General features: G+C 72.0%; 12 protein-coding genes. 3 read left to right on the top strand and 9 right to left on the bottom strand.

All coding sequences use genetic code 11. From position 1 onward, the window contains the following. Window position 1 precedes the first annotated feature (1 nt). The 7 genes from ACFQGU_RS00785 to ACFQGU_RS00755 form a co-directional block, all read right to left on the bottom strand. Window positions 2-1,378, bottom strand: a complete 1,377-nt coding sequence (locus ACFQGU_RS00785; protein ID WP_386763443.1) for a glutamine synthetase family protein — start codon at window positions 1,376-1,378, stop codon at window positions 2-4. Further along, window positions 1,375-2,691, bottom strand: coding sequence for a glutamine synthetase family protein (locus ACFQGU_RS00780; RefSeq protein WP_386763442.1), 1,317 nt, complete (start codon window positions 2,689-2,691; stop codon window positions 1,375-1,377). The genes ACFQGU_RS00785 and ACFQGU_RS00780 overlap by 4 nt, the downstream gene beginning before the upstream one ends. Then, the gene (locus tag ACFQGU_RS00775; protein ID WP_386763441.1) at window positions 2,688-3,734 is read right to left on the bottom strand and encodes a hypothetical protein; all 1,047 of its coding nucleotides are present in this window, start codon (window positions 3,732-3,734) and stop codon (window positions 2,688-2,690) included. Before ACFQGU_RS00775 ends, ACFQGU_RS00780 begins: the two co-directional genes overlap by 4 nt. Before the next feature lie 64 nt (window positions 3,735-3,798). Next, window positions 3,799-4,578, bottom strand: a complete 780-nt coding sequence (locus ACFQGU_RS00770; RefSeq protein ID WP_386763440.1) for an SDR family NAD(P)-dependent oxidoreductase — start codon at window positions 4,576-4,578, stop codon at window positions 3,799-3,801. A 2-nt stretch (window positions 4,579-4,580) separates the two neighbouring features. Continuing rightward, the gene (locus ACFQGU_RS00765; RefSeq protein WP_386763439.1) at window positions 4,581-5,339 is read right to left on the bottom strand and encodes an SDR family NAD(P)-dependent oxidoreductase; all 759 of its coding nucleotides are present in this window, start codon (window positions 5,337-5,339) and stop codon (window positions 4,581-4,583) included. Continuing rightward, window positions 5,336-6,595, bottom strand: a complete 1,260-nt coding sequence (locus tag ACFQGU_RS00760) for a YlbE family protein (RefSeq protein ID WP_386763438.1) — start codon at window positions 6,593-6,595, stop codon at window positions 5,336-5,338. Before ACFQGU_RS00760 ends, ACFQGU_RS00765 begins: the two co-directional genes overlap by 4 nt. Then, window positions 6,589-7,311 (bottom strand): SDR family NAD(P)-dependent oxidoreductase, encoded by a 723-nt coding sequence (locus tag ACFQGU_RS00755; RefSeq protein WP_386763437.1) that lies wholly within the window; start codon window positions 7,309-7,311, stop codon window positions 6,589-6,591. Before ACFQGU_RS00755 ends, ACFQGU_RS00760 begins: the two co-directional genes overlap by 7 nt. Window positions 7,312-7,582: 271 nt before the next feature. Here ACFQGU_RS00755 and ACFQGU_RS00750 point away from each other — a divergent pair, with 271 nt between their 5' ends. Both ACFQGU_RS00750 and ACFQGU_RS00745 read left to right on the top strand, forming a co-directional pair. After that, the gene (locus ACFQGU_RS00750; protein WP_386763436.1) at window positions 7,583-9,058 is read left to right on the top strand and encodes a flavin-containing monooxygenase; all 1,476 of its coding nucleotides are present in this window, start codon (window positions 7,583-7,585) and stop codon (window positions 9,056-9,058) included. Next, window positions 9,055-9,801, top strand: a complete 747-nt coding sequence (locus ACFQGU_RS00745; protein WP_386763435.1) for an SDR family NAD(P)-dependent oxidoreductase — start codon at window positions 9,055-9,057, stop codon at window positions 9,799-9,801. The genes ACFQGU_RS00750 and ACFQGU_RS00745 overlap by 4 nt, the downstream gene beginning before the upstream one ends. Before the next feature lie 78 nt (window positions 9,802-9,879). On the opposite strand, the gene ACFQGU_RS00740 is transcribed toward ACFQGU_RS00745, so the two are convergent. Next, a complete protein-coding gene (locus ACFQGU_RS00740) occupies window positions 9,880-10,554 on the bottom strand; it encodes a response regulator (protein ID WP_386763434.1) in 675 nt (224 codons plus the stop codon). Then, window positions 10,551-11,669 carry a sensor histidine kinase gene (locus tag ACFQGU_RS00735; protein WP_386763433.1) on the bottom strand — a complete coding sequence of 373 codons (1,119 nt, stop codon included), beginning with the start codon at window positions 11,667-11,669 and terminating at the stop codon, window positions 10,551-10,553. The genes ACFQGU_RS00740 and ACFQGU_RS00735 overlap by 4 nt, the downstream gene beginning before the upstream one ends. Window positions 11,670-11,815: 146 nt before the next feature. Here ACFQGU_RS00735 and ACFQGU_RS00730 point away from each other — a divergent pair, with 146 nt between their 5' ends. Then, window positions 11,816-12,451: a hypothetical protein gene (locus tag ACFQGU_RS00730; RefSeq protein WP_386763432.1), complete on the top strand. Its 636-nt coding sequence runs from the start codon at window positions 11,816-11,818 to the stop codon at window positions 12,449-12,451. Window positions 12,452-12,479 lie beyond the last annotated feature (28 nt).

Below are 12,479 nucleotides of genomic sequence, written 5' to 3'. Positions count from 1 at the left end.
CTCAGACCCGCTCGTAGTAGCGGACGAGCTCCCAGTCCGTCACGCAGCCGGAGTCGAACGCCAGCACCTCGGCGCGGGCGCTCTGCAGCAGGTGCTCGAACACGTCGTCACCGAAGGCGTCGCGCGCCACCTCGGCCGCGGCGAACCGGTCGACCGAGCGGTGGAGCGACGTCGTCATCGTCGCGAGGTCGCCGTCGGTCCACGCGTTGCCCGAGTGCAGCTCCGGCGACGCGGCGCCCGCCTCGATCCCGGCTAGACCGGCGGCGATCGTGGCGGAGTAGGCGTAGTACGGGTTCACGTCGGCGCCCGGGATGCGGTTCTCCATGCGGAACGACGGGCCCCGGCCGACGAGGCGGAACGCGCACGAGCGGTTGTCGACACCGACCGCGATCGCGGTGCCGGCGAACTGGTCGGGCTGGAACCGCTTGTAGGAGTTGACCGTCGGGGCGAGGAGCAGACCGAGGTCGAGCACGTGGGCGAGCTGGCCCGACAGGAAGCTCCCGAACCTGGCCGACATGCCGGCGGGCCCGGTGCCGTCCCACGAGACCGGGTTGTCGTCGAGGTCCCACATGCTCACGTGCAGGTGGCACGACGAGCCGACCTCGTCGATGGCCGGCTTCGCCATGAACGTGCAGGTGAGCCCGGCGCGGTGGGCGAGCTCCTTCACGCCGTACTTGAAGAGCACGTGCCGGTCGGCCATCTCGAGGGTGCTCGTGTAGTCGAGCGTGACCTCCTGCTGGCCGAGCCCCCACTCGGGCTTGGACGACTCGATCGGGATGCCCCAGTCGCTCATGTGGTTGCGGACCTGGGAGATGAACCACTCGTCCCGGCCGCCCTGCAGCACCTGGTAGTCGTTGCGGTACGGCGTGAGCGGCTCGAGGTCGCGGTAGCGGCGCCTCCACGCCTCGGCCTGCGGCGTGCTCGACAGGAAGAACTCGAGCTCGGAGGCGAACTTGAACCGGAGGCCGAGCGCCTCGGCCCGCTCGATCTGCCGGCGCAGGATCGTCCGGGGCGCGACCGCCACGAGGTCGTCGCTCCCCATCTCGTACGCGTCGCACAGGACGAAGACCGAGCGCGGCTCCCACGGCATGCGGCGCATGGTCGCCATGTCCGGCACCAGCCGGAAGTCGGCCCAGCCGTTCTCCGCGCTCGACACCGGGAGGTCGAGCGGTGTCATCTCGACGTCGACGGCGAAGACGAACGTGCTCGCGCCGATCCCCTCGCCCTCGACGCAGAGCGTCGTGAACGCCGGCACCGTGAGGCGCTTGCCGACGATGCGCCCGACCGGGTCGGGCGTGCCGCAGACGACGGTGTCGACCTCGCCCTGGCGGGCGAGCTCCAGCAGTTCGACGTACGTGATCAGGGGCGATGAGGTCACAGGTGCTCCACGTAGCGGCGAAGTTCCCAGTCGGTGATGGAGGTGTTCCACCAGGTCTCGAACGCGGCCACCTCGGCGTCCCGGGTGGCGGCGTAGCAGTCGACGAACCGGTCGCCGAGCATCGAGCGGGCCCGGCTCGAGCCCCGGAACGCCGCGATGGCCGTCGGCAGGGTCGAGGGCAGCGCGTCCCCTGCCGTCGCGATGTCCGACCCGACCTCGAGCGGGTCGCCCGGGTCGAGGCCGTCGCGCAGCCCCTCGAGCCCGCCCGCGAGCAGCGCGGCGGCCACGAGGTACGGGTTGGCGTCGGCGCCTGGACGCCGGTGCTCCACCCGCGTCGCGGCCGACCCCGCGTTGTGCACCACGCGGCAGGCGGCGTTGCGGTTGTCCCAGCCCCACGTCGCCCTCTCGGCGACGAAGAAGCCGGCGCTGATGCGCTTGTAGGAGTTGAGGAGCGGGTTGAGCAGCACCGTGTAGTCGCCCATGCTGCGCACGAGCCCGCCGAGGTAGGCGCGGCCGGTGTCCGACAGGCCGTTCGCGCCGTCGGAGAACTGGTTGACGCCGTCGCGCGTCACGCTCTGGTGCACGTGGCCGCCGGAGCCCGACGCCTCGATCCGCAGCTTGGCCATGAAGGTCGCGACCAGCCCTCGCTCGGCGCACAGGTCGCGGAAGTACTGGCGTGCGCGGACGGCGCTGTCGGCGGCCCGCATGGCATCCATCGGCGACATCGCGAACTCGAAGAAGCCCGGGCCCAGCTCGGAGTGCGCGGCCTCCACCGGGATGCCGATCGAGTCCATCCGGTCGATGAACTCGCCGAGCAGGTCGGCGCTCTCGGTGTGCCGCCCGATGCTGTACGCGTTGTCGACCCGGCCCAGCGCGCGCAGCGAGGCGTAGTCGCCGCGACGCAGGACGTCGTCGTCCGCGTGCAGCACGTAGCACTCGTACTCGAAGCCGAGCACGGGCACGAGGCCGAGCTCGGCGAAGCCGGCCACGACCCGAGCGAGCACCGTGCGCGGCGACTCCTCGAGCAGTGCGCCGTCGTCGTCGACCATGTCCGCGATCACGGCCTCGGTCGCGCGGCGCCACGGCAGCTGGACGCGGGTCGACTCGTCCGGCACGGCGAACGCGTCGGGGTAGCCGTTCGCCGCCGACGACAGAGGCGTGTCGGCGACGCCGTCCGCGGGGTCGAGCCCGTAGATGATCGTGCAGAACGCCGCCTTGCCGGAACGGGTCAGCTTCTCGCTGCGCACGAGCTTCCCGCGCAGGCCGAGGTCGTAGTCCGGCACCTCGAGCTGGGTGAGGGGGACGGGGCTCACTGCTGCTCCTCCTGGGGACGGGGTCGCCGGTCAGGTGTGCGCCCGACCCGCTCGTACACCGAATCGGGCACCAGCGACGGGTCGTCGTACACCCACCAGGTGCAGGTGCCGCCCTCCCGGGCGTCCGGCCACGTCGGCGGCTCGATGACCCGGGTCGGGTAGCCGAGCCGGTCCATCGGCATCGTCATGTTGAGCAGGCAGCAGTGCACGCAGTAGGTGCAGACGCCGGCCTCTCCGAACGACCAGTCGTGCGGCTCGGTCGTCACGGAGAACGCGAACGGCTCCTCGACCCGCGGCCGGCCGCCGGTGGTGTCGTCGCGCAGCACGCGCCCGCCGGATCCGCAGGGGGCGAACCGGAAGCCGGTGCGGCCCGGCTCGGTGATCAGCTCGACGTCGCCGAGGCGGTCGGTGCCCGACAGGTGCGCGTGGAACCCGTCCACGATCGCGAGCTTCAGCTGCCGCGCCGACTCCGACCACGGCTGGTTCGCCGTGGACAGCCTCGTGGCGTGGTCGTCGTACCAGGGCGACATGAGGTGGTCCCAGACCCGCGGCACCGAGCCCTCGCCCAGCAGCCGGAAGCAGAGGTCGACCAGGCCGTAGACGTGGTCGACGGCCTGGTCGTGCGCCGCCCGCCAGGTCTCGTGCGCGCGCAGCACCGCCTCGCGAGTGCCCTCGTCGCGGACCGCGGCCAGCGATGCTGCCGTGGCGGTGTGCTCGAGGTACCGCTGCCAGGCCCCTTCCCAGTCGGGCTCGGTGCCGTCGCCGATCGCGGTCCAGAGGCGCCGCCTCCCGGCGTCCACCTCGTCCGTCCCGGCGCCCTCGGCCAGGAGGAACTGCGCGATCTGGCCCGGCCAGACGCCGTAGATGCCGTGCAGCTCCTCGGCCTCGAGGATCGTCACGGGCAGCAGCTCCTCGGCCACGTGCCACTCACCGGAGTCGAGGGCCTCGAGGATCACGCGGTACGTGCCGCGGGAGAGCTCCTCCCAGGAGCCCGCGCGCGCGTCACGTCCGAGGAACGCCTCGAACCGCGTGGTGTCCGCCATGCCTCTTCCTACCGCTCAGGGGTGCCGCCCGTCAGGGCAGCGCGAGATCGAGCCACATCGCCGGTCACGTGACCAGGTAGCCGCCGTCCACGTGCAGCGTCGTGCCGGTGATGAAGCCGGCCCCGTCCGAGAGCAGGAAGCAGACCGCTACGGCGATCTCCTGGGGCTCGGCGTAGCGCTGGATGAGCGCTCGCGCCCGCGCGGGCTCGGGGAGATCGGATGCGTCGTGGTTGCCCCGGGTCATCGGCGTCGCGACGAAGCCGGGTGCGACGGCGTTCACGCGGATGCCGTAGGCGGCGAGCGCGTGCGCCTCGCTCCGGGTCAGCATCGCGAGGGCCGCCTTGGACGCCGCGTAGTGCGGCACGGCGTCCGGGTTCACGAGCGCGATGACGCGCTCGGCCTCGGTCGAGGTGACGTTGACGACGGCGCCGCCGCCGCTGGCCCTCAGCCAGCGTGCCGCGGCCCTCGTGACGGCGAACGCGCCGAGCAGGTTCACCTCGAGCATGCGGCGCCACTCGTCGAGCGTGATGTCGTCGAACGAGCGCTGCTGATGGATCCCGGCGCAGTTGGCGACGTAGGCGAGGCCGTCCGCGCCCGCCGCCTCCAGCGCGGCGACGAGACCCTCCTCGTCGGTGATGTCGTGGCGCACGGCGACGACGTCGCAGCCGGCGGTCACGAGGTCGCGCACCGAGTCCTCGAGCCCTGCGGCGACGTCGACGGCGAGCACCCGGACGCCCGCGGCGCCGAGCATGCGCGTGGTCGCGAGCCCGATCCCCGAGGCGGCGCCGGTGACGAGCGCGGTCGCCCCGGAGAGCTCCAGCTCGATGCGCGAGGTGCCCGCCACGTCTAGCCCTGCACCTCGGGCAGGGTCTGCCCGCCGTCGACCGTGATCGACTGGCCCGTCACGAAGGACGACGCCGGTGAGGCGAGGAACGCCACGGCGTTGCCGATGTCCGACGGTGCGCCGATGCGGCCTGCGGGGATGCGGCCGATGACGTCGTCCATGACGCCGGGCTCGGAGTAGAGGGCGGCGAGCCCCTCGGTGAGGATCGTCCCGGGTGCCACGCAGTTGACGGTGATCCCGGAGCCCGCGAGCTCCACGGCGGCCGCGCGCGCGAACCCCTCGAGGCCGGACTTGGACGCGCAGTAGTGGGTCAGACCGCTGATGCCCGTGCGCGGTCCGGAGATCGAGCTGACCAGCACGACCCGCGCCGAGCCGGAGGCCTGCAGGGCGGGGAGCGCGGCGCGCACCAGCGCCATGGCGCTGGTCAGGTTGGTGTCGATGACGTCGTGCCAGTCGCCGTCGAGCATCGAGCCGATCGGGTGCTCGGGGTAGATGCCCGCGCAGTGGCAGAGGATGTCAAGGCCGCCGAGCGCGCGCACGGCACCGTCGACGAGCCCGGCGACCGACGCCGTGTCGCGCAGGTCGGCCGGGAGGAAGCTGACCTCGGGCACGGCCGCAGCGAGAGCCTCGCCCGCCTCCGTGTCACGGCCCGAGGCCACCACCGTCGCGCCGCGCGCGACGAGGGTGTCGACGATGCCCCGGCCGATGCCGCGGGTGCCGCCCGTGACGAGGGCGCGGAGGCCCTCGAGGTCGCGGGTCACAGCGCGATCCCGTACTGCGCCTCGAACCCGGACGCAGCTGACTCGAAGCACTCGCGCGGGGCCCGGATCACCCCGGCGCCGATCTGGCCGCCGTCGCGCCCCGCGAGGCCCACGTCCATCACCGGCAGCACCGAGGTCGCGAGCACCTTGCGGACGTCGATGCCCGTGGGCGTGCCGCGGAACGCGAAGAGCGGGATGCGGTAGTCGGGGTTCTCCCCGACCGTGATGCCGTACATCTCCTTGTTGCGCTCGATCATGACCTCGGGCGACCCTCCTTGGTACTCCTGCAGCGACAGTGCGCAGGCCTGGGCGAACCCGCCGAGGCCGATCGTCTCGGTGATGGGGCTCTCCCCGCCCATCCACGTGATCTCGTCCTCGGTGTGGCCGGCGAAGAGCCGGCCCTCGTGGACCGGCGGCGGTCCGGTGAACCACTGTGTGCCGGTGCCGGCCACGCGGATGGCGAACCCCTGGCAGCTGAAGGCCATGGCGCTGACCACGGTCGAGTTCTCGAGCCCGATGATCGAGTCGGCGGTGGCCTTGGCCGCGGCCATCGACAGGCGAAGGAAGAAGTAGTCGTTCTCGGCCAGGTGCGTCGCCGTCTCCGTGACACCGTCCCGGTCGGTCGCGACCTGGTCGAGGAACGCGGGCAGGAGCTCGCGGCTGAACAGCATCGACGCCGCCGCGTTGCGGCTGTGCACCTCGTCGCCCATGCGCAGCGCGCGCGAGATCAGCGGCTTCAGCGCCACGCCGCCGGTGCGGCGGATCGCCTCGCCGACCACGGGGGCGAGCACCCGGTTGACGTGCAGCAGCCGCTCGTGGACGCCCTCGTCGTAGCAGCCGTAGTTGAGCCGGCGAGGCTCCTTGCCCTCGTAGAAGTTGCAGTAGCCGTGCGCCCCGGTCGCCCGGTTCTCCACCACGAACACGGGCATCGACGCGGAGTAGACGCCGGCCAACGACCCGACGGCGCCGTGGTCGTGGCACGAGCCGACCTCGATGTCGCCGGACTCGAACCCCTCGATGGCCTCCTCGCGGCTCGCGGCCAGGCCCTCGAACTGCGCCGCCCCGATGAGGGCGTCCCGCTGCCCGCCGACGTACTCCGACCACGGCATGGGCGCGCCGGAGGTGAGGATCAGGTTGGGCCGGTAGCCCGGCAGCACCTCCCCGGCGGTGCGTACGTCGACGACCACGGGGTCCGCGGCGCCGAGCAGCTCGAGCGCGCGCGCATTGGCCGCGTCGATGTCCGCGTGGGTCACCATGCGATGAACCCGCCGTCCACGAGCAGCGTCTGGGCCGTGACGTACGACGCCCGGGACGAGAGGAGGAACTCGACGACCTCGGCGACCTCCTCGGCCGTGCCGAGTCGGCCGAGCGGGACGTGCTTCGCCGACTCCACCGGCCCGCCCGAGATCGCGTCCATCGACCGGCTCATGGGGAGGTCGATGACCCCGGGGGCGACGTTGTTCACGCGGATCCCGCGCGGTGCGAGCTCCATCGCGAGGTAGCGCGTGTAGCCGGCCACGCCCGCCTTCGTCGCGCCGTACACCGAGGCGCCCACGAACCGGCCCATCTGGCCGGTGAGGCTCCCGATGTTGACGATGGCGCCGCCGTCCACGAGGTGCGGGGCGACGACGTCGGTCACGCGTGCCATGCCGGCCACGTTGACCTCGAACATGAAGCGCATGTCGTCGTCCGACAGCGACCCGAGGAACGTGTCGCGCAGGACCCCGGCGCAGTTCACCAGCCCGGTGACGGTGTGCCCCTCGGCGACGATCGAGGCGACGGCCCGCTCGATGCTCGCGCGGTCGGTCACGTCCATCTCGACGAAGCTCACGCCGGGCTCGTCAGCACCGCCGTGAGCCTCGATCGCGACCGCGACGTCGGCCGCCACCGCGAGGTGACCTGCCTCCACCACACGGCGGCAGATCGCCATGCCGATCCCGCCGGCGCCGCCCGTGACCACGACCGTAGACATGCACGCTCCTCGGCGTCGGGATGTGAGAAGGCTTTCCTATCCTGCGTCGAACAAAACAGCAAGAGAATGGACCATTACCCGCGGTCAGGGGCTTCCTGCGGGTTGCGCACAGGTTGCGCAGGCGGGTCGATGGCGTTGCGTCCGTTCCGATCTGGGAAAGGGTTGACAGCCCGGCACTTTGGTCTACATTGTGGGCCTTACCCTCGCCCTGGGCCCGCACCCACCGTCGGCGAGCGACGCATGCACGGACGTGAGGCCCGGGAGGATCCTCGTGACACCACCGCTCCCCACGCCCGGCCGCCCGCGGGTCGCCGTCATCGGTGCCGGCTTCAGCGGCATCGCCGCGGGTGTCGAGCTCCGCCGCAAGGGCATCGAGGACTTCGTCATCTTCGACAAGTACCCGGACGTCGGCGGCACGTGGTGGGCCAACCGCTATCCCGGGGCCGAGGTCGACCTCGAGTCGCACATCTACTCGTTCTCGTTCGAGCACTCGGACTGGACCCGCACCCATGTCGAGTGGCACGAGCTGCTCGACTACCTCCGCCGCGTGGCCACCAAGTGGGGCCTCCTCGAGCACATGCGGTTCGAGGAGAAGGTCGAGTCGGTCACGTGGTCGGACGACACCCGCACCTGGTCGCTCACGACGGCCTCCGGGGAGGACTTCGGCACCTTCAGCGCAGTCATCAGCGCCGTCGGTTTCCTCAACGTCCCGCTCATCCCGCCGTTCGCGCGCGGCGAGACGGAGTTCGAGGGCGTCATGTGCCACACGTCGACGTGGCCGGAGGGCCTGGACATGACGGGCAAGCGGGTGGCGGTGCTCGGCACCGGCTCGTCCGCGGTCCAGATCATCGTCGAGGCCGCCGCCGTGGCGAGCGACGTCACGATCTTCCAGATCGAGCCCAACTGGCTGCTGCCCAAGAACAGCCGGGCGTTCACCCCCGAGGAGCGCGAGGCGAGCAGGAACCCGCTCGTCTACCGGTGGAAGCGGTTCAAGCTGTATGCCGAATACGACCTGCGGCAGGCACGGTCGCAGCACGCCCGGACCGACGGCAAGGCCCACCGTGAGCGCCGCGTGCGTTCGCTCGAGTACCTGCGCCAGTCGCTCGGCGACCGGCCCGACCTGGTCGAGGCCTGCACGCCCGAGTTCCCGTTCGAGGGACGTCGCACGGTCATCAGCGACACGTACTACCCCACGCTGAAGCAGGACCACGTGCACCTCGTGCCCCGCGCGGTGACGTCGCTCACGCGCACCGGGGTCGTCGACGCCTCCGGCACCGAGCACCCCGTCGACATCGTCATCTTCGCCACGGGGTTCGATGCCGCGAACTACCTCAGCAGCTACCAGGTCACGGGTGAGGGCGGCGCGGACCTGCAGAAGGTGTGGGACGGCGAGCCCGAGGCCCTGCTCGGCATGATGGTCCCCGGCTTCCCGAACTTCTTCATGATGTACGGCCCCAACACCAACGCCGTGCCCCTCGTGTCGTTCTACGAGGCCCAGGCGGACTTCGCCGCCTCGCTGATCGCGAAGCTGAAGGACCCCTCCCGGTCGCTCATCACGGTGAACCCGGAGGCGTTCCGGAAGTTCAACGACTGGGTCCAGGCCCAGCTGCGCCGGACGGTGTGGGCGGAGACGACCAGCTACTTCAAGGCCGGCACCGGCAGGGTGGTGTCGCAGTGGCCGTTCTCGGCGAGCTCGTACATCCTGCGCACCAAGCTCGCGCGGTTCCGCTCGGTCGAGGTCCGATGAGCACCTCGCCGCCCGTGGCCGTGGTGACCGGCGCCGCCGGAGGCATCGGCCGCGCCATCACCGCCCGGCTGCAGCACGACGGCTGGCTCGTCGTGGGCAGCGACCGCGCCGACGCGGTGCCCGGGCCGGACCGGTGGGTGGCGTGCGACGTCACCGACGAGGCGTCGGTGGCCGCGCTCGCGAGCACCGTCGAGACCGAGCTCGGCAGGCTCGACGCCGTCATCACCTGCGCGGGCGTCATCGACGTCGCGCCTGTCGAGACGATGAGCCGCGCGCAGTGGGACCGCGTGCTCACCGTGAACCTCACCGGCACCTTCCTCGCGGTGCAGGCCTGCCTGCCGCTGCTGCGCCGCTCGCCGCGCGGCCGCGTCGTGTGCATCTCGTCGGACGCCGGCAAGACGGGCGAGCCCGGGATCGCCCACTACTGCGCGTCCAAGTTCGGCGTCATCGGGTTCGCGCAGTCGCTCGCGCTCGAGCTCGTGGGCACCGGGGTCACGGTCAACTGCGTCTGCCCGGTCATCTGCGACACCGCGATGATGGAGAGCCTGGCCGAGGACTTCGCGCACGCATACGCCGAGGTCGACACCGCGGGCTGGCGCGACCGGTTCGTGGCCGAGATCCCGCTCGGGCGGGCCTGCACGCCGGACGACGTCGCCCACGCGGTCGCCCACCTCGTCGACGAGCGCTCGTCGTTCGTGACGGGCCAGGCGGTCAACGTGTCCGGCGGGCACGAGGTGCACTGACCCACGCCTCACGCACCGAAGTGCCACAAACCGCAACGGTTTTCTGGGACTTCGGTGCGTGAGGCGCTCGGTGGTGCCTCAGCCCTGTTCACCCGGCCTCACCAGGCCCTGCTCGTAGGCGGCGATGGCGGCCTGGACGCGGTCCCTGACCGAGAGCTTGCGCAGGATGGACGCGACGTGGGTCTTCACGGTCCCCTCACCGACGAACAAGGTGTGGGCGATCTCGAGGTTGGACCTGCCCACCGCGATGAGGCGCAGGACGTCGATCTCCCGCGCCGTGAGCCGCTCCATCGCCGGTGACGCCGTCACCCTGCCATGGACGTGCTCCGCGAGGAGTCGCTGCACGAGCGCGGGCGCGAGGACCGTCTGACCGCGTGCCGCCGCAGCCACCCCTGCCACGATGTCCTCCGGCGGCATCGACTTGAGCAGGTAGCCGTCGGCTCCCGCCTGAGTGGCACGGACCAGGTAGTCGTCCTCGGCGAAGGTCGTCAGGACGACGACGCGCACGTCGTCGAGCTCCGGGTCGTGCCGGATGCGGCGCGTCAGCTCGATCCCGTCCATCCGAGGCATGCGGAGGTCGGCCAGCAGCACGCGCGGCCGGCAGCGCCGGGCGAGCTCGAGCGCGTCCAGCCCGTCGCCCGCCTCGCCCACGACCTCCACCGCGGAGCCGTCGAGGATGAGCCTCAGGCCGCTTCGCACGAGCGGCTCGTCGTCGGCAATGACCACCTCGACCGCGACGGCGCTCTGGCTCATGACGGCATGTCCTCGTACGGGATGCGGGCCGCGACCTGCCACACGTCGCCCTCCGCCCCAGCGGCGAGGCTCCCCCCGAAGACCGCGACCCGCCCGCGGAGGCCTCTCAGTCCTCGCCCGCCGCCGTTCGCGCCTGCCCTGGGTCCCGCCAGTGCGGCGGGGCTGACGACGAGCACGTCGAGCGCGTCGGATCCCGCCACCACCCGCACGCGCATCGGTCCTGGCGAGGCGTGCTTGAGCGCGTTCGTGAGTGCCTCCTGCACGACGCGGTAGCCGGTCGCGCCGACACTGGCCGGCACGCGGTCGACCTGCCCGGAGATGCTCACCTCGACGTCGGCGCCGGCCGCGCGGGTGACGTCGACGATGTCGGGCACGTCGTCCAGCCCCGGCGCCTCGCCGAGAGCCTCGACGTCGCTGCCGAGCACCTCCAGGAACCGGTTCATGTCGGTGAGCGCCTGCCGACCCGCGCCCTCGACCACGAGGAGGGCGTCCTGCACGACGGGATCGCTGGACCGGCGCCGTGCGCCGCCTGCCTGCAGAGTCATGACGGTGATGGCGTGCGCGACCGAGTCATGCAGGTCCCGCGCGATCCGGGCACGCTCGGACAGCACCGCCTCCCGGGCTGCACGTTCGCGTCCCAGCTCGGCCTCGAGGCGTCGCTCGATGCTCCGGTGGATGAGGAACGCCCCCGCCCACGTCCCGATGATGACGACCGCGTTGACGAGCAGGTCCCCCACGGCCATCCCGCTCAGGACGGCGGGCACCGCGCCCGCTGCCAGCAGCAGGGCGACCCCGGAGGCACCCCGCCCGGGCGACGCGTAGAAGCCCAGCGAGGCGAGCAGGACGAGGAGTGCCAGGAAGCCGCTGGCGACCGGGGCATCACCGACGGCCGCCTGGAGCGCGAATCCCGTCGAGGCGACGGCCACCGCGGTTATCGGCGCCCGCCGACGCGCGGCCAGGGATGACGTGATCAGCAGGAACGCCGAGCGCTGCCAGAGCAGGGGGCCCTCGACAACCGACGACTGGGCCGTGAGCTCGAGCTGCGCGGCGAGGGTGAACGCGCCCGCGAGCACGACGTCCTGCACGAGCACCCGTCGGTGTCCTCCGCGTGACATGGGTCGGAGCGTAGGTGCTGGCGACGCGCTCGGCCTCTGCCTTGCGGCAGAGAAGGCCTGGCCCCGCGACAGAAGCCACCTCACCGTCGCCGCTCCTAGCGTCCGGTCGACCGGGGCACGGGCCCCGGCCGACCATGGGAGAGAGCATGCACATCGACGTCGAGACCTCCACGCCACCCGTGCCGACCGCATCCCGGCGGATGGACGCCATCGGGCGGGCCGTCAGCGGTGCGGGGGCTGTGCTCGCGGCCGCTGCCCTCGTCGTTCTGGGCGAGAGGATCACAGCGACCGACGGAGCAGGGCTGGGCGCACAGCTCGTCGACCAGGCAGGCGCGATCGTGCTCGCGGCGACGTTGGCGGTCTATGCCGCGGCGGCCCTGTCGGTCGCCGTCGTCCGCGTTTCGCGGACGGTCCGGGGGCCTGCCGGAGCCGTCGTCGGCCATGCGGGCTGCGCCGTCGCCGTCCTCTTGGCGCTCTACTACGGCTCGTTCGCGGCCGGCTCCCTGGTGGGCGCCGACCTGCTCACGACCCCCGGGGCCGCCTCGGGCGAGGCAGCCCTCGTCGCCGCCAACATGGTCGAGTTCGGCCGCTACGCCGTGGGGTTCGCCCTCGTGCTCGCTGTCGCCGTGGCGTTCCGCCGTATCCCGAGGTGGCTGTCGATCAGTGCCTTCGTCATGGTCGTGCTCGCTGCGACCCCCGTGACGGCGTGGGTCGCAGCGATCCTCATCCCAGCGTGGCTCGGGACCGCCGGAGCGCTGGTGACCCCCGTCGAGGCCCGCTGACTCTCGTGGACGGCGGGCACGAGGTGCA

The organism is Longivirga aurantiaca (genome assembly GCF_042660085.1).
Classification (GTDB): Bacteria; Actinomycetota; Actinomycetes; order S36-B12; family CAIYMF01; genus Longivirga; species Longivirga aurantiaca.
Note: the sequence above shows the minus strand (reverse complement) of the source record. Positions and strands in the feature narration are given on the sequence as shown.